The organism is Streptomyces bungoensis (genome assembly GCF_001514215.1).
GTDB classification, from domain to species: Bacteria; Actinomycetota; Actinomycetes; order Streptomycetales; family Streptomycetaceae; genus Streptomyces; species Streptomyces bungoensis.
This window is the reverse complement of the sequence record NZ_KQ948860.1, coordinates 229,456-251,906: the sequence shown is the minus strand read 5'-3', so window position 1 is coordinate 251,906 and position 22,451 is coordinate 229,456. Positions and strand designations below refer to the sequence as shown.

At 71.9% G+C, this 22,451-nt stretch carries 20 protein-coding genes; 7 read left to right on the top strand and 13 right to left on the bottom strand.

Annotated elements, in window-relative coordinates; genetic code table 11:
- Positions 1-8 precede the first annotated feature (8 nt).
- The 5 genes from AQJ66_RS21400 to AQJ66_RS21380 form a co-directional block, all read right to left on the bottom strand.
- The gene (locus tag AQJ66_RS21400) at positions 9-2,333 is read right to left on the bottom strand and encodes an ABC transporter permease (RefSeq protein ID WP_061924622.1); all 2,325 of its coding nucleotides are present in this window, start codon (positions 2,331-2,333) and stop codon (positions 9-11) included.
- Positions 2,330-3,019 carry an ABC transporter ATP-binding protein gene (locus AQJ66_RS21395; RefSeq protein ID WP_061924619.1) on the bottom strand — a complete coding sequence of 230 codons (690 nt, stop codon included), beginning with the start codon at positions 3,017-3,019 and terminating at the stop codon, positions 2,330-2,332. The genes AQJ66_RS21400 and AQJ66_RS21395 overlap by 4 nt, the downstream gene beginning before the upstream one ends.
- Positions 3,016-3,540 (bottom strand): PadR family transcriptional regulator, encoded by a 525-nt coding sequence (locus AQJ66_RS21390; protein WP_061924616.1) that lies wholly within the window; start codon positions 3,538-3,540, stop codon positions 3,016-3,018. Before AQJ66_RS21390 ends, AQJ66_RS21395 begins: the two co-directional genes overlap by 4 nt.
- A gap of 145 nt (positions 3,541-3,685) precedes the next feature.
- The gene (locus AQJ66_RS21385) at positions 3,686-3,937 is read right to left on the bottom strand and encodes a type II toxin-antitoxin system antitoxin (RefSeq protein WP_061924613.1); all 252 of its coding nucleotides are present in this window, start codon (positions 3,935-3,937) and stop codon (positions 3,686-3,688) included.
- On the bottom strand, positions 3,934-4,902 hold the full coding sequence (locus tag AQJ66_RS21380) for an SPFH domain-containing protein (protein WP_061924610.1): 969 nt from the start codon (positions 4,900-4,902) through the stop codon (positions 3,934-3,936). The genes AQJ66_RS21385 and AQJ66_RS21380 overlap by 4 nt, the downstream gene beginning before the upstream one ends.
- A 236-nt stretch (positions 4,903-5,138) precedes the next feature.
- On the opposite strand from AQJ66_RS21380, the gene AQJ66_RS21375 reads away from it, so the two are divergent.
- Complete coding sequence (locus AQJ66_RS21375) at positions 5,139-7,532, top strand: transglycosylase domain-containing protein (protein ID WP_061924607.1); 2,394 nt, start codon at positions 5,139-5,141, stop codon at positions 7,530-7,532.
- Positions 7,533-7,610: 78 nt separating this feature from the next.
- Here AQJ66_RS21375 and AQJ66_RS21370 read toward each other — a convergent pair whose 3' ends face one another.
- The 4 genes from AQJ66_RS21370 to AQJ66_RS21355 all read right to left on the bottom strand — a co-directional run bounded on the left by AQJ66_RS21370 (position 7,611) and on the right by AQJ66_RS21355 (position 13,964).
- Complete coding sequence (locus AQJ66_RS21370) at positions 7,611-9,758, bottom strand: ATP-binding SpoIIE family protein phosphatase (RefSeq protein ID WP_061924604.1); 2,148 nt, start codon at positions 9,756-9,758, stop codon at positions 7,611-7,613.
- A 295-nt stretch (positions 9,759-10,053) separates the two neighbouring features.
- Complete coding sequence (gene fomD, locus AQJ66_RS21365) at positions 10,054-10,743, bottom strand: cytidylyl-2-hydroxypropylphosphonate hydrolase (protein WP_079060325.1); 690 nt, start codon at positions 10,741-10,743, stop codon at positions 10,054-10,056.
- A 74-nt stretch (positions 10,744-10,817) separates the two neighbouring features.
- Positions 10,818-12,203, bottom strand: a complete 1,386-nt coding sequence (locus AQJ66_RS21360) for a class II fumarate hydratase (protein ID WP_061924597.1) — start codon at positions 12,201-12,203, stop codon at positions 10,818-10,820.
- Between the two features lie 90 nt (positions 12,204-12,293).
- The gene (locus AQJ66_RS21355; protein WP_061924595.1) at positions 12,294-13,964 is read right to left on the bottom strand and encodes a fumarate hydratase; all 1,671 of its coding nucleotides are present in this window, start codon (positions 13,962-13,964) and stop codon (positions 12,294-12,296) included.
- A gap of 168 nt (positions 13,965-14,132) precedes the next feature.
- Here AQJ66_RS21355 and AQJ66_RS21350 point away from each other — a divergent pair, with 168 nt between their 5' ends.
- Entirely contained in the window at positions 14,133-14,834 is a 702-nt protein-coding gene (locus AQJ66_RS21350; RefSeq protein WP_061924592.1) for a DUF1707 SHOCT-like domain-containing protein, read from the top strand.
- A gap of 169 nt (positions 14,835-15,003) precedes the next feature.
- Positions 15,004-15,378 carry a WhiB family transcriptional regulator gene (locus AQJ66_RS21345; RefSeq protein WP_079060324.1) on the top strand — a complete coding sequence of 125 codons (375 nt, stop codon included), beginning with the start codon at positions 15,004-15,006 and terminating at the stop codon, positions 15,376-15,378.
- A gap of 71 nt (positions 15,379-15,449) precedes the next feature.
- Here the strand turns inward: AQJ66_RS21345 and glpX are convergent, their stop codons facing one another.
- Complete coding sequence (gene glpX, locus AQJ66_RS21340) at positions 15,450-16,484, bottom strand: class II fructose-bisphosphatase (RefSeq protein WP_061924586.1); 1,035 nt, start codon at positions 16,482-16,484, stop codon at positions 15,450-15,452.
- 130 nt (positions 16,485-16,614) lie between these two features.
- Here glpX and AQJ66_RS21335 point away from each other — a divergent pair, with 130 nt between their 5' ends.
- Positions 16,615-17,142 carry a DUF4245 domain-containing protein gene (locus AQJ66_RS21335; RefSeq protein WP_061924584.1) on the top strand — a complete coding sequence of 176 codons (528 nt, stop codon included), beginning with the start codon at positions 16,615-16,617 and terminating at the stop codon, positions 17,140-17,142.
- Positions 17,143-17,171: 29 nt separating this feature from the next.
- On the opposite strand, the gene AQJ66_RS21330 is transcribed toward AQJ66_RS21335, so the two are convergent.
- Positions 17,172-17,396 (bottom strand): exodeoxyribonuclease VII small subunit, encoded by a 225-nt coding sequence (locus tag AQJ66_RS21330; protein WP_061924581.1) that lies wholly within the window; start codon positions 17,394-17,396, stop codon positions 17,172-17,174.
- Positions 17,393-18,601: an exodeoxyribonuclease VII large subunit gene (gene xseA / locus AQJ66_RS21325; protein ID WP_061924578.1), complete on the bottom strand. Its 1,209-nt coding sequence runs from the start codon at positions 18,599-18,601 to the stop codon at positions 17,393-17,395. The genes AQJ66_RS21330 and xseA overlap by 4 nt, the downstream gene beginning before the upstream one ends.
- An 81-nt stretch (positions 18,602-18,682) precedes the next feature.
- On the opposite strand from xseA, the gene AQJ66_RS21320 reads away from it, so the two are divergent.
- Entirely contained in the window at positions 18,683-19,708 is a 1,026-nt protein-coding gene (locus AQJ66_RS21320) for a 4-hydroxy-3-methylbut-2-enyl diphosphate reductase (protein ID WP_107118996.1), read from the top strand.
- Between the two features lie 64 nt (positions 19,709-19,772).
- A complete protein-coding gene (gene ppgK, locus AQJ66_RS21315) occupies positions 19,773-20,525 on the top strand; it encodes a polyphosphate--glucose phosphotransferase (RefSeq protein WP_061924573.1) in 753 nt (250 codons plus the stop codon).
- A gap of 88 nt (positions 20,526-20,613) precedes the next feature.
- Here ppgK and AQJ66_RS21310 read toward each other — a convergent pair whose 3' ends face one another.
- Positions 20,614-21,168 carry a DUF6542 domain-containing protein gene (locus tag AQJ66_RS21310; protein ID WP_107118995.1) on the bottom strand — a complete coding sequence of 185 codons (555 nt, stop codon included), beginning with the start codon at positions 21,166-21,168 and terminating at the stop codon, positions 20,614-20,616.
- 180 nt (positions 21,169-21,348) lie between these two features.
- On the opposite strand from AQJ66_RS21310, the gene ychF reads away from it, so the two are divergent.
- Complete coding sequence (gene ychF / locus AQJ66_RS21305) at positions 21,349-22,437, top strand: redox-regulated ATPase YchF (RefSeq protein ID WP_061924571.1); 1,089 nt, start codon at positions 21,349-21,351, stop codon at positions 22,435-22,437.
- Positions 22,438-22,451 lie beyond the last annotated feature (14 nt).

The window sequence follows — 22,451 nt, the reverse complement described above, 5'->3', positions numbered from 1 at the left end:
GGCGCCGCCTACTCCGTCCGCAGGCCGTCCGGGCGCATCAGCCGGAACAGGGGCGGCATGCTGAGCAGGGTCACCGCGAGGACGACCGCCGCGCCGGCGCCGGCCATCGACAGGACGCTCGCCCAGTCGACGCGCACCGGTGTGCTCGTCATGCGCAGCAGCACCGCGCCCAGGGTCAGGCCCACCGTGGTGGCCAGCAGCAGGCCGAGGGCGATCGGCACGGCCGTCTGCCACAGCACCGACAGGCCCAGCGTGCGGCGCCGGGTGCCGAAGGCGACCAGGGCGGAGAGCAGCTTCCTGCGCTCGCGCAGCTGCTCCAGCTGGGACACCAGCAGGCTCGCGCCGATCAGCGCCAGCACGCAGGCGGCGCCCACGAGCAGGCCGGTGCGGATGGAGGTGAACCTCTTGGACTGCTCGGTCGACGCCCACGCCGCCGCGTCCGCCATGGGCGAGATCTCCGCCGCCGTGTTGCGCGCGTACTCCTTCGCCTCCGGAACGGACTCGTCCAGCGACAGGTAGACGTACTGGTACAGGGTCCGGGCCGCCCCTGCGGGCAGCGCGCCGGGCGTCATCAGGAAGCCGCTGCGCCGCACGTTCGTCGGGTCCTCGACGGACCGGGCCCGCTTCATGCTCCGCGGCACGGTCCAGGCGATCTCGGCGCCGCGATCGCCGGAGTAGGACGGGTCGAAGTACAGCGTCCGGCCGGAACGCGCGAGCTGCGGGGTGTCGTGCTGGCCTCCCTCGAGGACGAAGACGTCACCGTCCCGGCAGGACGGCAGCGCGGCCACCTCCCGCAGGGCCCGGCAGTCGCCGACGGTCAGCTCACCGGACGACCGGGGGTCCTTGCCCGAGTCCCCTAGTTCACCGCCGGCCAGTCCCTCGGCCCGGCGCACGCCCGGGGTGCGGGCGAACTTGCGGGCCGCCGCGGCGAGGGGGATCCCGCTCGGTACGGACACCTGCATCTGGGCCCGCGACACATCGTTCGCCGACTGCGTGGTGTAGACGCTGTCCACGCCCGAGAAGAGCATCTGCAGCGCGATCGCGCCGGCCACCGCCACCGCGATGCCGTTGACCATGCGGGCGGCCGTGCCGCTGCTCAACTGCAGCCTGCGGACGGCCAGTTGCCAGGCGACCGAGCCGGAGCCGAGCCGGGCGACGACCGTCTCCACCGCCCACGGCAGCAAGGCCGTGACGCCGACCAGCAGCAGGATGACACCACCGGAGACGAGGTACTGGTTGAAGTTCCCCTGGTCCCGGCCCTGCCCGAGCATCGGGGCGAGCATCGCGAGCCCGGCCACCGGCAGCAGCAGCCGCCACCACAGGCGCCGCCGGGCCGGCCGGGCCGCGCGCACCACGCCCAGCGGCTCGATCACCACCCCCCGCAGCGCGAGCAGGGTGACGGCCACCGTCGCCGCCGGAACGGCGACCGCGACCAGCACGACGAGCAGCGGGGAGGGGTTGAGGTAGCTGGGGAAGACGCTGATGTCGAGGATCTCGACCGAGCCCGCCGCCTGACGGCCGGCCAGGAAGAACACGGCGCCGAGCACCAGGCCGAGCAGCGAGCCCGCGAGGGCCTCGCCCGCCGCCGTCCGGCGGGTCATCCGGCTGTCGGAGCCGACCAGCCGCAGCGCCGCCAGCCGGCGGTCGCGCCGCTCGCCGCCGAACCGCGCGGCCGCGGCGATGAACACGGCGACCGGCATCAGCAGCACCACGAACACGACGAGGGTGAGCAGGACCAGCACGGGGTCCGCCCGTTCCGTCGACGGGGCGGGGTCGCCGTAGTGGTCGAGGCGGTTCACCTGGGAGTGGTCGATGCGCGCGGCGAGCCCCTGGGCCCCCGCGTAGTAGGCCAGTTCGTGGGAGCCGACCAGACCGGGCTCGCCGATCGTCCCGACGATCCGGTACGGCAGCCGCTTCCGCAGCAGCTTCCCCCCATCGGAGGCGAGCAGCGACTTCAGTGCCGGGGAGACCACCATCTCGCCGACCCCCGGGTACCGCCCGACGCCCGGCGGCAGCGGCGCGCGCGGGCCTTCGGGCTCCACCAGGCGCCCGCGGACCTCGCTCTGCCGGAACGTCGTGTCGGTGTCGGCGATGACGAAGGTGTCGTCCGCCCTGGGCTGGGTCGTGCGGCCGTACGTGTAGTCCAGCCGCGCCTCCTCGCGCTCGTGCCGCACCGCCAGCGCGTTCGGCACCGCGGTCGTCAGCAGGAGCAGGGCCACGCCCAGCCCGACGCCGACGCCCGTCAGCAGCATCCGCACCCAGCCCTCGCGCCCGCCGGTGAAGGCGAACCGGGCCCCCATGGCCAGATCCCTCCACCACTGCCGCACGTTCATACGGCCCGCTCCATGTCCCGGGACTTGCCGTCCCGTACGACGATCTCGCGGTCGGACCAGGCCGCCACCCGCGCCTCGTGCGTGACCAGGACGACGGCCGCGCTGGTCGACCGGGCCGCGTCGGTGAGCAGCTCCATCACCCGCTCGCCGTTGAGGGAGTCGAGCGCGCCGGTCGGCTCGTCGGCGAACAGCACCTTGGGGGTGGTGACCAGCGCGCGCGCCACCGCGACCCGCTGGCCCTGGCCGCCGGAGACCTCGCCGGGCCGTTTCTTCGCGAGGTCGTCGACCTCCAGACGCTCCATCCAGCCGAGCGCCGTCCGCTCCGCCTCCCTGCGGGACGTGCCGTTCAGCCGCAGCGGCAGCGCCACGTTCTCCACACAGGTCAGCTCCGGCACGAGCTGGCCGAACTGGAAGACGAACCCGAACTCGCTGCGCCTCAGCGCGCTGCGCTGGGCGTCGTTCATCGTGGCCAGCTCGCGGCCGGCGTAGGTGATCGAGCCGGAGTCGGGCGGCACGATCCCCGCGAGGCAGTGCAGCAGCGTGGACTTGCCGGACCCGGAGGGGCCCATCACGGCGACGACCTCGCCGGGGTGGATGGAGAACGCCGCGCCGTCGAGGGCGACGGTCGGCCCGTAGGCCTTGCGCAGGTCTTCGGCGGCCAGCAGGGAACCGGGGGGCGGGGTCATCGGGCCACCTCCGCACGGAGCTTGTCGAGCCGCGCCGCCGTCAGTTCCAGCCAGCGCAGGTCGGCCTCCAGATGGAACAGGGCGTGGTCGCAGATCAGCTGGTCCGCCAGGTCGCCCCTGCGCTTGCGGTCGGTCAGGATCCGCATGCTGCGCAGGTGCTCGGCGCGCTGGACGTCGAGGATGTCGGCGGCGTCGCGGTGGGTGAGCAGCGCCAGCACGACCTTGGTGTACAGGGTCGACTGGAGGTACTCCTCCGGCTTCTCCGGCGTCGCGAGCCACCGCTCGACGTCGGTGACGCCGGCGTCGGTGATGGCGTACCGCTTGCGTTCGGGGCCGCCGCCCGACTCGATCCCGTCGACTTCCACGAGGCCGTTCTTCAGCAGCCGGGACATCGTCGAGTAGACCTGGCCGTAGTGCAGCGGCCGGTCGTGACCGAACTTCTCGTCGAAGGCCCGCTTCAGGTCGTAGCCGTGGCGCGGGCCGGACTCCAGGAGCCCCAGGAGGGTGTGACCGATGGACATGCCCCGACTGTACACACGGTGTATACGCGAGGTGTATACGCGGCGTGTGCGGATCATGGCGGGTGGTGCGCCCGTGCAGGTGGGGGCCGATTGTCAGAGTTCGGTAACAACGCCCGGGCCGCACGGCGTACCCGGCGGGAGGCCGTCAGGCGGAGGGGGGTCCGGCGGAGTCCCCGGGCGGCCGGCCCCGCCGGGGCAGCGGGCCGGCGTCGCGGGGCAGGCGCCCGGTCTCCGCCAGCGCCTTGCGCAGCAGGAACTCGATCTGCGCGTTGGCCGACCGCAGCTCGTCCCCGGCCCAGCGGGCCAGCGCCTCGTACACCGACGGGTCCAGCCGCAGCAGCACCTGCTTGCGCTGCTGCGGCCGGCGCCGCGGGGACTGTTCGGGGGAGTCCGTCACTGGTACAGCGTCCCGGTGTTGAGGACCGGCTGCGGGGCCCGGTCCCCGCACAGCACCACCATCAGGTTGGACACCATCGCCGCCTTCCGCTCCTCGTCCAGCTCCACGATGTCCTTCCCCCACTGCCTGAAGGGCGTGGGAGGTGCCCCCATCGCGATCCGGGCGAGGGCCGCCTCCACCATGCCGACCGCGCCGTCGACGATCTGCCGCCGGGCGGCGACGACCGCGCCGGCCTGCTGCCGCTGGAGCATCGCCGAGGCGATCTCGGGAGCGTACGCGAGGTGCGTGAAGCGCGACTCGACGACCCGCACGCCGGCCGCCTCCACCCGGGCCTGCAGCTCCACGGCCAGCTTCTCGGTGATCTCCTCGGCGTTGCCGCGCAGCGACAGCCCGTCCTCCTCGTGGGCGTCGTACGGGTACTCGATGGCGATGTGCCGGACGGCCGTCTCGGTCTGCGTGGCGACGAACTCCGCGAAGTCGTCCACCTCGAAGGTGGCCTGCGCGGTGTCCTGGACCTTCCACACCACGACCGCGGCCAGCTCTATCGGGTTGCCGTAGGCGTCGTTGACCTTCAGGACGGCCGTCTCGTGGTTGCGCACCCGGGTGGAGATGCGGGTCCGGGAGGTGAAGGGGTTCACCCAGCGCAGGCCGTCCTGCCGGATCGTGCCCCGGTAGCGGCCGAGGAGCTGGACGACCCGCGCCTCGCCGGGCGCCACCGTGTTCAGGCCGCGCATCGCGATGACGGCGGCGAGGAAGACGAGGACGCCCGCCACGACGAGGCCGCCCTTGGCACCGGGGGCGGAGGCCGCCGAGGCGCCGGCGAACAGGGCGGCGGTCGCGGCCAGCCCGAGCAGGCCGAGGAGCAGGGCGAGCCCGCCGCCGATGCTGTGCGCCGGGAACTCCCGCACGCGCGGAGCGGGCATCTCGGGTACGTCGGCGGTCGCGGACGCGTCGTGTGCGGACACGAGTGGAACCCCCCGTTCTCGGGACGCTCGTACTCGGTCGAGCGTCTAGCGTGCTTCTAGCTAAGTGATATCACTTTTCCTTGTCAAGCAACCCTTCACCGGTGAGAACCGTCGGTTCCCTTGGGGCGGGTGCTGATTGTCACGTCCGTAAAGGAACGGATCGGACGTCCTTTGTCATATGGACGGGTGTTAGTTTTCGGAGCTGACCCCGATACGGAAGCGGAGTGCAGGGACTCATGGGACGAGCGGAAGAGAGACGAGCGCGACAGCGTGGTGGGCGCCGCGCGGCGCCCAAGAGCCGCCGCTCGCCGTCCACGGCCGGCGCCTCCACGGCGACCGCCACCCCGACCGCGCCCGCCAGCCCCGCGCCCGGCGGCCGGGCCGCCGCCCGCGGCCGGTCCGCGCCCGGCGGCAAGCCCGCCAAGGGCCGAATACGCCGGCTGTTCACCTGGAAGAAGATCCTCGGCACCTTCTTCGGCCTCTGCCTGCTGGGCATCGGCGGCTTCGTCGTGCTGTACCTGATGGTGCCGATCCCCGCCGCGGGCAACGTGGCGGCGAAGCAGGAGAGCAACGTCTACGAGTACGCCAACGGCGACGTCCTCGCCCGCTCCGGCAAGGTCAACCGGGAGAGCGTGTCCCTCGCCAAGGTCCCCAAGGACGTCCAGCACACCTTCGTCGCGGCGGAGAACAAGACCTTCTACCACGACTCCGGCGTCGACCTGAGGGGCACCGCCCGCGGACTGCTCAACACGCTGTCGGGCAAGGGTGCGCAGGGCGGTTCCACGATCACCCAGCAGTACGTCAAGAACTACTACCTCACGCAGAACCAGACCGTCACACGCAAACTGAAGGAACTGGTCATCTCGCTGAAGGTGGACCAGAAGCTGACCAAGGACCAGATCCTGGCCGGCTACATCAACACCAGCTACTACGGCCGCGGCGCCTACGGCATCCAGGCCGCCGCGCAGGCCTACTACCACGTCGACGCCTCCAGGCTGAGCGTCCAGCAGGGCGCGTACCTCGCCGCCCTCCTCCAGGCGCCGAGCCAGTACGACTGGGCCGTGGCGAGCCCGACCGGCAAGAAGCTGGCGAAGGCGCGCTGGAACTACGTGCTGGACAACATGGTCAAGCAGCACTGGCTCGACGCCGGCGACCGCCAGAGCATGACGTTCCCGGTGCCCAAGGAGCCCAAGGGGGCTCCCGGCCTCGAGGGCCAGAAGGGCTACCTGATCGAGCTCGCCAACAAGCAGCTGGAACAGAAGCTGATGAAGGACGAGGGCATCTCCGCGTCCCAGGCGGAGGCCGAGGTCGTGGGCCGGGGCTGGACCATCACCCTGAACATCGACAAGAAGAAGCAGGCCGCCCTGGAGAACGCCGTCAAGGACCAGCTGACCAGCAAGCTGAACCCGAAGAAGCGGAAGGTCGACGGGAACGTCCAGGCCGGCGCGGTCTCGGTCGACCCGAAGACGGGGAAGATCGTCGCGCTGTACGGCGGCCAGGACTACTTCAAGCACTACTACTCCAACGCCACCCGGAACGACTACCAGCCGGCCTCGACCTTCAAGCCGGTCATCCTGGCCGCCGCCCTGGAGCAGGGCGCCACGACCCAGGACGGCAAGCCGATCAGCGCGAACACCATCTACGACGGCACCAGCCGCCGCCCGGTCGTCGACCACGGCAACAAGGTCGGCTTCGCCCCGCCCAACGAGGACGACGTCGACTACGGGCCCATCACCGTCCAGCGGGCGATGAACGCGTCCGTCAACTCCGTCTTCGCGCAGATGGGCATCGACGTCGGCATGGACAAGGTGATGTCCGTGGCCGGCAAGCTCGGCATGGACACCAAGGGCATGCAGGCGGTGCCGGCGCAGACGCTGGGCTCCATGGGCGCCAGCCCGCTGGAGATGGCCGGCATCTACGCCACCCTCGACAACCACGGCAAGAAGGTCACCCCGACGATCGTCGCGCGCGCCGAGAACAAGACGCGCCAGGTGCAGATGGACGACCCGATCGGCGACCCGGTCATCAGCAGGGAAGCTGCCGACACCGTCACCTCCGTGCTGACCGGCGTGGTCGACGACGGTACGGCCAAGGTGTCCGTGGCCGGCAACCCGCTGCGCGCCGGCCAGCAGGTGGCGGGCAAGACCGGTACCTCCGACAAGAACCGGTCCGCCTGGTTCACCGGCTACACACCCGACCTGGTCACCTCGGTGGGCCTGTTCGGTGAGGACCCCAAGCCCCCCAACGCCCACGTGTCCCTCCAGGGCGCGACCGGTCTGCTCCCGCCGCCCGGCCGCATCAACGGCGGTGGCTACCCGGCGCAGATCTGGGCGGCCTACACCTTCGGGGTCACGCACAAGGCCAAGTTCGACCTGGAGACCACCCAGGGCGCGGCCGTCCAGCCGTCGGACACGCCGAGCCCCAGCCAGAGTACGTCCGAGACGCCGTCCAGCACGCCGTCCTCCAGCTCCCCGTCGGCCTCCCAGTCGCCGAGCCGGACACCCAGTCAGACGCCGAGCCGGACGCCGAGCCAGTCGCCGTCCAGCCAGACGCCGTCGCAGACCCCGAGTTCGGAGCCGCCGACCGGGGACGTCTCCCCGCAGAACCCGCTCGACCCGGCGGCCGGGTAGCAGCCCGGGCAGGAGCAGCGCACGAGGAAGGGCGCCCGGTGGACCGGGCGCCCTTCCTCATGCCGACGTGCCGGGCGTTCAGCCCCGGTTCAGCTCGAACCAGACCACCTTGCCGGTGCTCAGCCGGGTCGCGCCCCAGCGCCGGGCCAGCCGGTTGACCAGGTACAGCCCGCGGCCGCCCTCGTCCGTCGCCCGGGCCTGGCGCAGCCGGGGCAGCTGGGGGACGTCGTCGCCGACCTCGCAGCGCAGCACGTCCGTGCGCAGCAGCCGCAGGGTGACCGGCCGCGTGGCGTACCGCACGGCGTTCGTCACGACCTCGCTGACCAGCAGCTCCACCGAGTCCGACAGCTCCTCCAGGTCCCACCGGGACAGGGCGCGCCGGGCCAGCCGGCGCGCCTCGCGCGGGGCGGAGTGCTCCGGCTCCAGGGTCCAGTACGCCACGTCGCTCGGCGCGATCCCGTCGAACCGGGCCGCGAGCAGCGCGATGTCGTCGTCCCGGTCGCCCGGGCCGAGCATGTCCAGCACCTCGTCGCACAGCGCCTCGAGGGGTGGCGGATGGTCGGGACCGGTCAGCTGCGCGGTCGCGGCCAGCTTCTCGCGCAGCTGCTCTATGCCGGTCCACACGTCCCGCAGCCGGGACTCCACCAGACCGTCGGTGTACAGCAGCAGCGTCGCGCCGGCCGGTGCGTCCAGCTCCACCGCCTCGAAGTCCACCCCGCCCACGCCGATCGGCGCGCCCGGCGGCACCCGCAGGACCTCCGCGTGGCCGCCGAGATGCAGCAGCACGGGCGGCGGATGACCGGCGTTGGCGATCGTGATGCGGTGCGTGACCGGGTCGTACACGGCGTACAGGCAGGTCGCCATGCGGTCGGTGCCCAGCCGCTGCGCCTGCTCGTCCAGGTGGTGCAGCACCTCCTGCGGGGGCAGGTCGAGCCCGGCCAGGGTCTGCGCGGTGGTGCGCAGCTGGCCCATGATCGCCGCCGAGGTCATGGAGTGGCCCATCACGTCACCGACGACCAGCGCCACCCGGCTGCCGGGCAGCGGGATCGCGTCGTACCAGTCGCCGCCCACCCGCGCGGTCTCCGCGGCCGGCAGGTAGCGCGAGGCCAGCCGCACGCCCGTCGGGCGGGGCAGGGTCTCGGGCAGCATCGTGCGCTGCAGCTCGTCGGCGATGTAGGCCTCCCGGCCGTACAGCACCGCCTTGTCGATCCCGAGCGCGCTGTGCGTGGCGAGCTGGGCGGCCACCAGCAGGTCGTCCGCCTCGAACGCCGGCCGCTCCGGGCGGCGCAGGAACAGCGCCGCGCCGATCACCCGGCGCCGGCCGCGCAGCGGCGCGAGGATCGCGTGCCGCCCGTCCGGTACGACCGACTCGCCGCTCTCGCCGAGCAGCTCGGGCAGCGCGGCCCGGGCGGCCGGCGCGTCCGCGAACACCGGCCGCACCCCGCGCAGCACCTCGTTCAGCGCGCCGCCCGGGCGCACCTCGCACAGCTCGGTCGTCAGCGAGGACAGCTCGCCCAGCGCCGACGCCTCCGGCTCCGGCTCCGGGTAGGGCGGGAGCAGCAGACCGCTCTCGGTGTCCCGCTCGTCCGGTATCCGGTCGGTACGGCGCAGCCGCAGCACCACCGGGCCGGTGGGCCGCTCGTCGCCGACCGGCAGCGGGTCGCGCAGGTACACCAGGATCGCGTCCGAGAACGTGGGCACGGTGGCCCGGCACAGCCCCATCACGATCTCGTCCAGGTCTATGCCGCGCGCGATCCGCCGGGTCGCCGCGCCCACGAACCTGAGCCGGTCCCCGTCACGCCGCATCGGCATCGGCCGCCCCGGCGGCAGTCCCCGCCCGGTACGGCGTTCCGGGCCGCCGGGCGTCCGCTCCTGCTCGGTGCCCGGCTGTGGCGGAATCGCCTCCGGCGCGGGACGCGGGCGGTGCTCACCCACGCTGGAATCCGCTCGCGCGGGAGGTGCGCCCACCGACTCGGCGGTGGCCGGCTGGGAGTGCTCGGGGCCGTTGACTGAGGGCTCCTTCCCCTTGGTCCCCTGGCTGCGCCGGGGGTTCGCGGTGCCGTACGGCACGGCCGGTCCCGGGCCGGCGGGTGCTCCGTCGGCGCGGGCCTGCGCCGGTAAGGCGGAGTTCCCGAGCGGCTTCGGGGTACGCAGGAGCGCCCCGCGGGCCTCCGCGGGGTCGACGCCCGGCTGGGGGCGTTCGTAGGAGGTGGGCTGCTCCGTCACGCGTGTCGCATCCGTCCGTCCGGGGCTGCGTGCCGGGCACGCAGGTGGTCCCGCCGAAATGCCGATACCCGGAATACGTGCCCCAGGAACGGAATTCCCGCGTGGTCAGAGGCTGTTCCTGTGCCGCCCGCGCACCCGGCCGGGCCCGCGGTGGTCCTTCCCTCGTACCCCTCGCTCACGTCCTGCCGCCCCTCGGTGACGTATGGTCAGGCCCGGCACATGCTCCGGGAGTTGCTCCTTCGCGCCCTTGCGGAGGACGATCCTACGTTTCTTGCCCGGGGGCGCATCAAGGGTCTCATGAGGACACGTGCGCGGGCGTACGGTCCCAGTCCTCGGGGAGTGACGGTACCGCCCAGGAAGGCTCCGGGCGCCAGTGCTGCCAGCCTTGCGAGAACGGCGGGCCCCACGCGGCGATCACCTCCACCGCGGCCCGCCCGGCCGCCCGCACCCGCTCGGCGGTCGCCCCGTCCAGCAGCCCGTCCCGCTGGGCCTGTGCGAACTCGTCCTCGTCGCGCCAGTGCCAGCTGCGGTCCGGGTGCACGGAGATGTCCAGGAAGTGGTCCTCGGAGTCCACCCCGCCCGCCCAACGGGCCAGCGGCTGCTCGAGATTGACGTACCAGTTCTTGAACCGCCAGCCCGGCTCCCAGAACAGCCACACCGACCAGGGCTCACCCGGGCGGGCCAGCTTCAGCACGCCCGTGCCGAACCACCGGTCCCGCTGCACCGCGCGCGGCTTGGTGTAGCGGGACTCCAGCGGCTCCAGATGGACGGGCGTGCCGTCCGCCAGCACCGGCTTCACGCACTCGGTGCCCGGCGCCATCCACACCGCCAGCAGCTCCGCGTCGTCCCGGACGACGGTGACGGGCCGGGCGATGTGGAAGCGCTCACCGGCGTTCTCCCGGTACCGCCACAGGATCGGTGTCCCGGGAGCCCAGCGCCGCACCGAACCCTCTGCCGCTCGTCTCATCGCTCCGTCGTCCGCCATGGACAGATATTAGGTGCCCTGGCCATCCGACGCTGCGGCGGACGTCACGGTTCACCACTGCGGGGCGTGTCGTCCTACGGCCGGGTCATCCGCAGCACGTCCAGCGCCTCGTCGAGCTGCTCCAGGGTCAGGTCGCCGCGCTCCACGTAACCGCTCTCCAGCACGACCTCCCGGACGGTCTTCCGCTCGGCCAGCGACCTCTTGGCGACCTTCGCGGCCTCCTCGTAGCCGATGTACCTGTTCAGCGGGGTCACCACCGAGGGCGAGGACTCTGCGTACTCACGGGCCCGTTCGCGGTCGGCGGTGATGCCGTCCACCGTCCGGTCGGCCAGCAGCCGCGAGACGTTGGCGAGCAGCCGGACCGACTCCAGCACGTTCCTGGCGATCACCGGGAGCATCACGTTCAGCTCGAAGTTCCCGGAGGCGCCGGCGGTGGCGACGGTCGCGTCGTTGCCGATCACCTGCGCGGCGACCATCAACACGGCCTCGGGCACGACCGGGTTGACCTTGCCCGGCATGATCGACGAGCCCGGCTGCAGGTCGGGCAGCCGGATCTCGGCGAGGCCGGTGCGCGGCCCGGACGACATCCAGCGCAGGTCGTTGGCGATCTTCGTCAGCCCGACCGCGATGGTCCGCAGCTGCCCGCTGGTCTCCACGAGCCCGTCCCGTGCGCCCTGCGCCTCGAAGTGGTTCCGGGCCTCGGTGAGCGGCAGCCCGGTGACCCGCGCGACCTCCCTGATCACCGCGGCGGAGAACCCGGGCGGCGTGTTGATCCCGGTACCCACGGCGGTCCCGCCGAGGGGGAGTTCGGCGAGACGGGGGAGCGAGGCTTCGAGCCGCTCGACGCCGTAGCGGATCTGGGCAGCGTATCCGCCGAACTCCTGGCCGAGGGTGACGGGCGTGGCGTCCATCAGGTGGGTCCGCCCGGACTTCACGACGTCGGCGAACTCCTCCGCCTTGCGGGCGAGCGAGGCGGCGAGGTGCTCCAGCGCCGGGACGAGGTCGTTCGTGACGGCGGCGGTGGCCGCGATGTGGATCGAGGACGGGAAGACGTCGTTGGACGACTGCGAGGCGTTGACGTGGTCGTTGGGGTGCACGTCCCGGCCCAGCCGCTCGGTGGCCAGGGTCGCGATCACCTCGTTGGTGTTCATGTTGGACGAGGTGCCCGAGCCGGTCTGGAACACGTCGACGGGGAAGTGCTCGTCCCACCGCCCCTCGGCGACCTCCTGCGCCGCCCCCTGGATCGCCTCGGCCACGTCCTCGTCGAGGACCCCCAGCTCGGCGTTCACCTTCGCCGCCGCCCCCTTGATCCGGGCGAGCGCCTCGATGTGCGCCCGTTCGAGGCGCTGCCCGGAGACGGGGAAGTTCTCTACGGCGCGCTGGGTCTGGGCCCGCCACTTGGCGGTGGCGGGGACGCGGACCTCGCCCATGGAGTCGTGCTCGATGCGGTAGTCGCTCATGGCTGCTGTAGCGATCGAGCGGGCGGGGTTGTTCCCGGCCGTCACGGTGTGTGAGCGCGCCGGCCGGGAAGCGGCCCCAGCGGTCGGGTACTACGCCAGCCCGGGTCCCCGCACCGGAATGGACGTGAACGTCGGCTGGGGCGCCGGGTCCTGGAAGAAGTCGTTGCCCTTGTCGTCCACGACGATGAACGCCGGGAAGTCCTCGACCTCGATCTTCCAGACCGCCTCCATGCCGAGCTCCTCGTACTCCAGGACCTCGACCTTCTTGATGCAGTCCTGGGCGAGGCGGGCCGCGGGGCCGCCGATGGAGCCGAGGTAGAAGCCGCCGTGGGCGTTGCACGCGTCGGTGACCTGCTTGGAGCGGTTGCCCTTGGCCAGCATCACCTTGGAGCCGCCCGCCGCCTGGAACTGCTCCACGTAGGAGTCCATGCGGCCGGCCGTCGTCGGGCCGAAGGAGCCGGAGGCGTAGCCCTCGGGGGTCTTGGCCGGGCCGGCGTAGTAGACCGGGTGGTCCTTCAGGTACTGCGGCATCTCCTCGCCCGCGTCCAGCCGCTCCTTGATCTTGGCGTGCGCGATGTCGCGGGCCACGACCAGCGGGCCGGACAGGGACAGGCGGGTCTTGACCGGGTACTTGGTCAGCTCGGCGAGGACGGTGTCCATCGGCTGGCTGAGGTCGATCCGGACGACGTCGCCGTCGGTCTCGAGGTGCTCGTCCGTCGTCTCCGGCAGGAAGCGCGCCGGGTCGGTCTCCAGCTGCTCCAGGAAGACGCCCTCGGCGGTGATCTTGGCGACCGCCTGGCGGTCGGCCGAGCAGGAGACGGCGATGGCGACCGGGCAGGAGGCGCCGTGCCGGGGCAGGCGGACCACGCGGACGTCGTGGCAGAAGTACTTGCCGCCGAACTGCGCGCCGATGCCGATCTTCTGGGTCAGCTCGAAGACCTTCTCCTCCAGCTCCTCGTCCCGGAAGCCGTGGCCGAGCGGCGAACCCTCGGCCGGCAGGTTGTCCAGGTAGTGGGCCGAGGCGTACTTCGCGGTCTTCAGCGCGTACTCCGCGCTGGTGCCGCCGACGACGATCGCCAGGTGGTACGGCGGGCAGGCGGCCGTGCCGAGCGAACGGATCTTCTCCTCCAGGAACTTCATCATGGAGGCCTCGTTCAGGACGGCCTTCGTCTCCTGGTAGAGGAAGGACTTGTTGGCGCTGCCGCCGCCCTTCGCCATGAACAGGAACTTGTAGGCGCCGCCGTCGGTGGCGTAGAGCTCGATCTGGGCCGGCAGGTTGGAGCCGGTGTTCTTCTCCTCCCACATGGTGAGCGGAGCCATCTGCGAGTAACGCAGGTTGAGCTTGGTGTAGGCGTCGTAGATGCCGTGGGAGAGGTGCTTCTCGTCCTCGCCTGCGGTGAGCACGTTCTGGCCGCGCTTGCCCATCACGATCGCCGTGCCCGTGTCCTGGCACATCGGCAGCACGCCCGCCGCCGCGATGTTCGCGTTCTTCAGCAGGTCCAGCGCGACGAACTTGTCGTTGGCGGACGCCTCGGGGTCGTCGATGATGCGGCGCAGCTGGGCGAGGTGGGCCGGGCGCAGGTAGTGCTGGATGTCGTGGACGGCCTCGGCGGCCAGCTTGCGCAGTGCCTCCGGCTCCACCTTGAGGAACGTCCGCCCGTCCGGGCCCTCGACCGTGGAGACGCCCTCCGACGTCACCAGGCGGTACGGGGTGGTGTCCTCTCCCTGGGGGAGCAGATCGGTGTACGCGAACTCAGGCATCTCAGCCCATTCCTCACTCTGACGGACGGCCGCCCGCCGACGTTGGCGGGCCCGTCCAGCGTAGGACCTGCCGTCGGCGCGGAACCTGTGAGGTAAGGCTCACCTCGACACGCCCGGCCTGCCGCCGACCCCTAGTCGCGATCTATCGCGTTTCGGTACGCTGCCGTCGTGGACCTTCAGAAGCAGGCTCAAGACCAGGGCCCCGCACCGCGTCTCGCCGAGCTGCGTGCCTCGGACGCCGACCGCGACCGGGTCGCCGACATCCTCCGCGAGGCCCTGGCCGAGGGCCGGCTGACCGCGGACGAGCACGCCGAGCGCGTGGAAGGGGTGCTGCACGCCAAGACGGTCGGCGAGCTGGAGGTCTTCATGCGCGACCTCCCGGCCGCCCACCAGCAGCCCCAGGCGCCGGCGTACACCCCGGTGCCGCCGCGCCCCAGTCCCGGCGCCGTGCCGGCGGAGGCCGACGCCAACGTGGTGGCCGTCTTCAGCAGCGCGATGCGCCGCGGCCGCTGGCGCGCCGGGCGCCGGCTGCACGCGTACGCGGTCTTCGGCTCCGTCGAGATCGACCTGAGCGAGGCGATCTTCGAGTACCAGCAGGTCGTGATCAAGGCCGTCTCCGTGTTCGGGGACGTCCAGATCCGCGTCCCGGAGAACATCTCGCTGCGCGGCACGGGCGGCGGCGTGCTGGGCAACTTCGAGGTGAGCCCGCTGGACTCGGTGGAGTCCGACGCGCCCGTGGTCTACGTCGACGGCTGGGCCGTCCTCGGCAACGTCGAGGCACGGCCCAAGCGCGGCAGGCGGGTGGCGGACATCCTGGATCGCGTCCAGGACAAGGTCGACAGGAAGCTGCGCAAGCACCTGGACCGCTGAGGCGCGAACGCACCGGTGCCGGAGGGGGTTCGTGCGTCGCGCCGGGCGTGCGGGGGCGTGAACAAGCCGTCGCGCGCCAGCGGCCGGGAACGCAGTGCATAGGCGCGCGCACAGCGGGTAGGCCTTGCGCATCGTCGCTCACTCGCGAAGCCGTCGTCAGGAGTAGACCGTGCTGCAACCGCCGCATTCGTCCCTGCAGGTAGCTGCCGTTCCGGCCCAGCGGGTGCCAGCGCGAGACAGGGACCAGGACGCACCGTGGCACACCGAGGCGGTGTGCCGGCGCGACGAGGCGGGCCTGTTCTTCGCCCCCTCGAAGGAGCCGACGGCCGCGCGCCTGTCCCGCGAGGAGGCGGCCAAGCGCGTCTGCGCCCGCTGCCCGGTCATGGTCGAGTGCCGCGAGCACGCGCTCCTCCAGCCCGAGCCGTACGGCGTCTGGGGCGGCCTCACGGCGGCCGAGCGCCGCGTGGTCCTGGCCAGGCGCCGCCGCCGGGAGCTGGAACTGAAGAAGGCGACCCGCGCGACGGCGAACCGCATAGCGGGCTAGAGCACGGCGATGGGGACGCGCCCCCTCCGCACAGGAGGCGCGTCCCCACCCCGGATCCGTCCGCCGAGGCGCTACTTGGCGCGGTCGAAGTCGATCGCGCTGTAGGCCCGCAGCTTGCGCAGCCGGTGCTCGGAGTCGATCCGGCGGACCGTCCCCGACCTCGACCGCATCACGATCGACTCGGTCAGCGCCGTCTCCGACCGGTACCGCACGCCCCGCAGCAGCTCACCGTCGGTGATGCCGGTCGCCACGAAGAACACGTTCTCGCCGGAGACCAGGTCGTCGGTCGTCAGCACCCGGTCCAGGTCGTGCCCGGCGTCCACGGCCCGCGCCCGCTCCTCGTCGTCCTTGGGCCACAGCTTGCCCTGGATGGTGCCGCCGAGGCACTTCACCGCGCAGGCCGAGATGATGCCCTCGGGCGTGCCGCCGATGCCGAGCAGCAGGTCGACGCCCGTGCCCTCGCGCAGCGCGTAGATCGAGCCCGCGACGTCGCCGTCGGAGATCAGCTTGATGCGCGCGCCGGCCTCCCGGACCTCCCTGATCAGGCCGTCGTGCCGCGGCCGGTCCAGGATGACGACCGTGACGTCCTCCGGCGTGGACCGCTTGGCCTTGGCGATGCGCTTGATGTTCACGGCCACGGGCGCGTCGATGTCGACGAAGTCCGCCGCCTCGGGGCCGGTGACCAGCTTGTCCATGTAGAACACGGCGGACGGGTCGAACATGGCTCCGCGCTCGGCGGCGGCGAGGACGGCGATCGCGTTGGGCATGCCCTTGGCGGTCAGGGTGGTGCCGTCGATGGGGTCGACCGCGATGTCGACCTCGGGGCCGGTGCCGTCGCCCACGTGCTCCCCGTTGAAGAGCATCGGGGCCTCGTCCTTCTCGCCCTCGCCGATGACGACGACGCCGTTCATCGAGACGGTGGAGACGAGGGTCCGCATGGCGCGCACCGCGGCACCGTCGGCGCCGTTCTTGTCACCGCGGCCGACCCAGCGGCCGGCGGCCATCGCCGCGGCTTCGGTGACCCGGACCAGTTCGAGCGCGAGGTTGCGGTCGGGGGCCTCGGAGGGGACGTCCAGCTCGGACGGCAAGTGATGATGCTCGGTCATCGGAGCGCACCTTTCTGATACGACGACGGCCGGATGAGGGTGTACTGCCTTTCGACTCTATCGTTGGGCAGACAAAATGAGCAGGGGACCCCACGGATGAGCGCTCCGGACACCTGCGACGATAGAGGGCGTGGCAGGTTCGAACGGCAAGCAGAAGACGGTCCGGGACATGATCCTCTCCCTGGGCCTCATCGGGATCGCGGCGGCGCTCGTCTACTTCCTGGGCATTCCGCACGACGATCACGCTCCCGAGCTCAAGCGGGTCGACTACCAGGTCGAACTGCAGACGGCACGCCGGGCGGCGGGCTACCCGGTGGCCGCGCCCGAGGGGCTCCCGAGCACCTGGAAGGCGACCTCCGTGCGCTTCCAGGGCGAGAACGGCAACCGCTGGCACCTCGGCTTCCAGGTCCCCGGCGGTCAGTACGTGCAGATCGAGCAGTCGACTCAGAAGCGCGCCCTCTTCATCGACGACGCCACCCAGGGCGCCACGGCCACGAAGAAGAGCGAGAACATCGCCGGCCGCACCTGGACCCGCTACACCGGCGGCCGCTACGACGCCCTCGTGCTCGAGGGCACGCCGGGCTCCACGACGGTGGTGGCCGGCACGGCCCCCTTCGGCAAGCTGACGCAGATGGCGCAGGCCCTGCGGACGAAGTGAGCGCCCGCCCTGGACGGGCGCCCCGGCGCTTACTCGGCGTCCTCCCCGGCCTCCTCCGCCGCCAGGGCGGCGTCCAGCCGGGCCCGCGCCCCCTCCAGCCAGCGCCGGCACACCGCGGCCAGCTCCTCACCGCGCTCCCAGAGCGCCAGGGACTCCTCCAGCGTCGTACCGCCCGCCTCCAGCCGCCGTACGACCTCGATCAGCTCGTCCCGCGCCTGCTCGTACGAGAGCGCCTCGTCCACCTTGCCGGTCATTCGCCCACCTTCACCGTGAATTCACCGCCGGCGACGCGCGCGCGCAGCGCCTCGCCCGCCGACACCTCGTCCGGGCCGCGCACCACGTGCCCGTCGTCCTTCTGCAGCACGGCGTACCCGCGCCTGAGCGTGGCCGCCGGAGAGAGGCCCACCACGCGCGCGTGCGTGTGCGTCAGCTCCGAGTCGGCGCGGTCCAGGAGATGACCGAGGGTGCGCCGCCCGCGGTCCAGCAGCGCGGCCACATGGTCGGCGCGCTCGTCGATCATCCGGTGCGGATCCTCCATCGAGGGCCGCGCCAGCGCGTGCGCGAGCCCGCGCTCCTCCCGCTCCAGGGACGCGTTCACGCAGCGCCGCGCCCGGTCCCGCAGCATCCGCACCCGCTCGAACTCCTCGCCCACGTCCGGCACGACCTTCTTGGCCGCGTCGGTCGGGGTGGAGGCGCGCAGGTCGGCGACGTGGTCCAGCAGCGGGTTGTCCGGTTCGTGCCCGATCGCGGACACCACGGGCGTACGGCACTGCGCCACCGCGCGCACCAGCTGCTCGTCGGAGAACGGCAGCAGGTCCTCCACGCTGCCGCCGCCGCGGGCCACCACGATGACGTCCACGTCGTCCCGCGCGTCCAGCTCCTTCACGGCCTGCACCACCTGCGGGACGGCGTGCACGCCCTGCACCGCGACGTTGCGCACCTCGAAGCGGACGGCGGGCCAGCGGTGGCGGGCGTTCTCCAGCACGTCCCGCTCCGCGGCGGAGGCCCGCCCGCACACCAGCCCGATCAGCTGCGGCAGGAAGGGCAGCGGCTTCTTGCGCTCCGGTGCGAACAGCCCCTCGGCCGCCAGCGACTTCTTCAGCCGCTCCAGCCGCGCCAGCAGCTCCCCGACACCCACGGGCCGTATCTCGGCGGCCCGCAGCGACAGCTGCCCGCGCGGCGCGTACCACTCCGGTTTCGCCAGCACGACGATCCGGGCGCCCTCGCCGACCACGTCGGCGACCGCGTCGAACACCTGGCGGTAGCAGGTCACGCCGACGGAGATGTCGTGCGACGGATCGCGCAGCGTCAGGAACACGACCCCCGCGCCCGGCCGCCGCGACAACTGCGTGATCTGCCCCTCGACCCACACCGCGCCCAGCCGGTCGATCCAGCCTCCGATCAGCCGGGACACCTCACCGACGGGCAGCGGAGCCTCCGCAGACGTGTTCACAGCCATGCCGCGAGCGTAACGGCCACCGCCGACATTCCCGGCCGCCCCGCCCCTCGGGCGCAGGGGGTCGCCGACCGCACCTCTACGATGGGTGGCATGACCGCTTCGCCTGGCCGCCGTGTCCTGCTCGCCGCCCCCCGGGGCTACTGCGCCGGTGTCGACCGCGCCGTGATCGCCGTCGAGAAGGCCCTGGAGCAGTACGGGGCCCCGATCTACGTCCGGCACGAGATCGTCCACAACAAGTACGTGGTGCAGACCCTGGAGAAGAAGGGCGCGATCTTCGTCGAACGGACCGAGGAGGTGCCACCGGGCAACATCGTGATGTTCTCCGCGCACGGCGTCGCCCCGGTCGTCCACGAGGAGGCCCGGCAGGGCCGCCTGGCCACCATCGACGCGACCTGCCCGCTGGTCACCAAGGTCCACAAGGAGGCCGTGCGGTACGCCGGCGAGGACTACGACATCCTCCTGATCGGGCACGAGGGCCACGAGGAGGTCATCGGCACCTCCGGCGAGGCCCCCGACCACATCCAGCTCGTCGACGGCCCCGATGACGTCGCCAGGGTCGAGGTCCGCGACCCGTCCAAGGTCGTCTGGCTGTCGCAGACCACGCTCTCCGTGGACGAGACCATGGAGACCGTCGACGCCCTGAAGACCAAGTTCCCCGGCCTCGTCTCCCCGCCGAGCGACGACATCTGCTACGCCACGCAGAACCGCCAGCTCGCCGTGAAGCAGATGGGCGCCGAGGCCGAGCTGGTCATCGTGGTCGGCTCGCGCAACTCCTCCAACTCCAAGCGGCTCGTCGAGGTCGCGAAGCTCGCCGGCGCCCGCGCCGCGTACCTGGTGGACTTCGCCGACGAGATCGACGAGGCCTGGCTGGAGGGCGTCACCACGGTCGGCGTCACCTCCGGCGCCTCGGTGCCCGAGGTGCTGGTCGAGCAGGTCCTCGAGTGGCTGGGCGAGCGCGGCTACGGCGACGTGGAGATCGTGAAGGCCGCCGAGGAGTCCATCACCTTCTCGCTGCCCAAGGAGCTCCGCCGCGACCTGCGCGACGAGGCCGCCGCCCTGGTCGCCGAGCGCGGCGGTTCGGGCGCGCCGGACACCACCGCGCCCTGAGGCCGGCCTCGCGCCGGGGGAGTACGCCGTAGTGACCGTCAGTCGTCCGTCGTAACGTGGGGCCATGCAGATCTTCGGCGTGGACATCGGCGGATCCGGGATCAAGGGTGCCCCGGTGGACCTGGACAAGGGCGACCTGGCCCAGGAGCGGTGCAAGGTACTCACCCCGCACCCGGCGACCCCCGACGGGGTGGCCGACGGCGTGAAACAGGTCGTCGACCACTTCGGCTGGACGGGCCCCGTGGGCCTGACCTTCCCCGGAGTGGTCACCGGCGGTGCGATGGTCCGTACGGCGGCCAACGTCGACAAGGGCTGGATCGACACCGACGCGCGGGCGCTGTTCAGCGACCGGCTGGGCGGCCTGCCGGTGACCGTGGTCAACGACGCGGACGCGGCGGGTGTCGCCGAGATGCAGTTCGGCGCCGGGCAGGGCCGCCGCGGCACCGTCGTCCTGCTCACCTTCGGCACCGGCATCGGCAGCGCCGTCTTCGTGGACGGCCTGTTGCTGCCCAACACCGAGCTCGGGCACCTGGAGCTGAACGGCAAGGACGCGGAGAAGAAGGCCTCCAGCAAGGCCAAGGAGGACGAGGACCTCAGCTGGGAGCACTGGGCGCGCCGCGTCCAGAAGTACCTCGCCCACGTCGAGATGCTGTTCTCCCCCGAGCTGTTCATCATCGGCGGCGGGGTCAGCCGCAAGGCCGAGAAGTTCCTGCCCCACATCGAGGGCATCAAGGCCGAGATGGTCCCGGCCCAGCTGCAGAACAACGCGGGGATCGTAGGCGCGGCGATGAGGGCGGCGCAGGACCAGCACGTCTAGGGGTGCGGGCGCCGAGGGCGGGGCGCGCCCCGCCCTCGGCGCCCGCACCGGCGATGACGCCCGCTGCCGGCGGCCCCGCGCCCGTTGATCAGGTACTGCGCCGGCGGGCCCGCACTTCCAGTGCCCGGCGGACGAGCGCGAGGACGCCGGCGATCAGTGTCCCCCCGTACAGCCAGCCCGCCTCGGTGGCGAGGGCCGTGACAAGGCCCATCAGCCTTCCCGCTGTCCCCCCGCCCCCGTCGGCGACCGGGAGCAGGCCCACGGCGAAGGCGATCGGTGCGACGACGGGTGCGGTGAGCAGATCGCCCCCGCGCAGCCACAGCGCGGTCAGGACGCACACCGGCAGGAACAGCACGCCGTACAGGGTCAGCGACCCCCCGATCAGTACCTCGTCCAGCCAGCCGAGCAGGAACATGACGGCCGCGCAGAACACGCCCCCGCCGAGTCCGGTGAGCCGGAGCCCCGCCAGCCGCCCGCCCGCCGGGCCCGTCCGGGCGTCGGATAAGGGCCGTACGCCCCGCTGTGTCCCCGGCGCACTCCCGCCCTGGCCGCCCTGGTGGCGCCGGGCCTGCGGTGGCAGTGAGCGGGGCGGTGGGCCACCTCGCCGTCCGCCGTTCGGGGGTCGGATCCTGCGTTGCTCCATTGGACCAACTTAGGTCTGCTTATGTGCTTGATCGGCCATGAGACACGCCGGTGCAGGGAGCTTGGCCGGGCGTGCGACGCTCCCGCGAGTCAGCCACCGCGGACGCCGTAGACTGGTGGATCGGCCAGCGTTTCCTGGCCCCTGGCAGCCCTGGCCCACTCATCTACGGGAAGTCGCAACGTGTCGCTCACGATCGGAATCGTCGGCCTGCCGAATGTCGGCAAGTCGACCCTGTTCAACGCCCTGACCAAGAACGACGTGCTGGCGGCCAACTACCCGTTCGCCACGATCGAGCCGAACGTCGGCGTGGTCGGCGTCCCCGACGCCCGCCTCGCCCAGCTGGCCTCGATCTTCAAGTCGGAGCGCATCCTTCCGGCCACCGTCGACTTCGTCGACATCGCCGGCATCGTGCGCGGCGCCTCCGAGGGCGAGGGCCTGGGCAACAAGTTCCTCGCGCACATCCGTGAGTCCGACGCGATCTGCCAGGTCGTCCGCGCCTTCAAGGACGAGAACGTCGTCCACGTCGACGGCAAGGTCTCGCCCAAGGACGACATCGAGACGATCAGCACCGAGCTGATCCTCGCCGACCTGCAGACCATCGAGAAGGTCCTCCCGCGCCTCCAGAAGGAGTCCCGGATCAAGAAGGACGTGGCCCCGAAGGTCAAGGCGGTCGAGGAGGCCAAGGAGATCCTCGAGAAGGGCGACACGCTCTTCGCGCACGGCATCGTCCAGGGCGGCGAGCGCGCCGAACTCCTGCACGACCTGCACCTGCTGACGACCAAGCCCTTCCTCTACGTCTTCAACGTCGACGAGGACGAACTGGTCGACGAGGACTTCAAGAACGAGCAGCGCGCCCTGGTCGCCCCCGCCGAGGCGATCTTCCTCAACGCCAAGCTGGAGGCGGACCTCGCCGAGCTGGACGAGGAGGAGGCCCTGGAGCTCCTGCAGTCCGTCGGCCAGGAGGAGCCCGGCCTCGCCACGCTGGCCCGCGTCGGCTTCGACACCCTCGGCCTGCAGACCTACCTGACGGCCGGCCCCAAGGAGTCCCGCGCCTGGACGATCAAGAAGGGCGCCACGGCCCCCGAGGCGGCCGGTGTCATCCACACCGACTTCCAGAAGGGCTTCATCAAGGCCGAGGTCATCTCCTTCACCGACCTCCTCGCGGCCGGCTCGGTCGCCGAGGCCCGCGCCAAGGGCAAGGCCCGCATGGAGGGCAAGGACTACGTCATGCAGGACGGCGACGTGGTGGAGTTCCGCTTCAACGTCTGACACGTCCGGCGAAA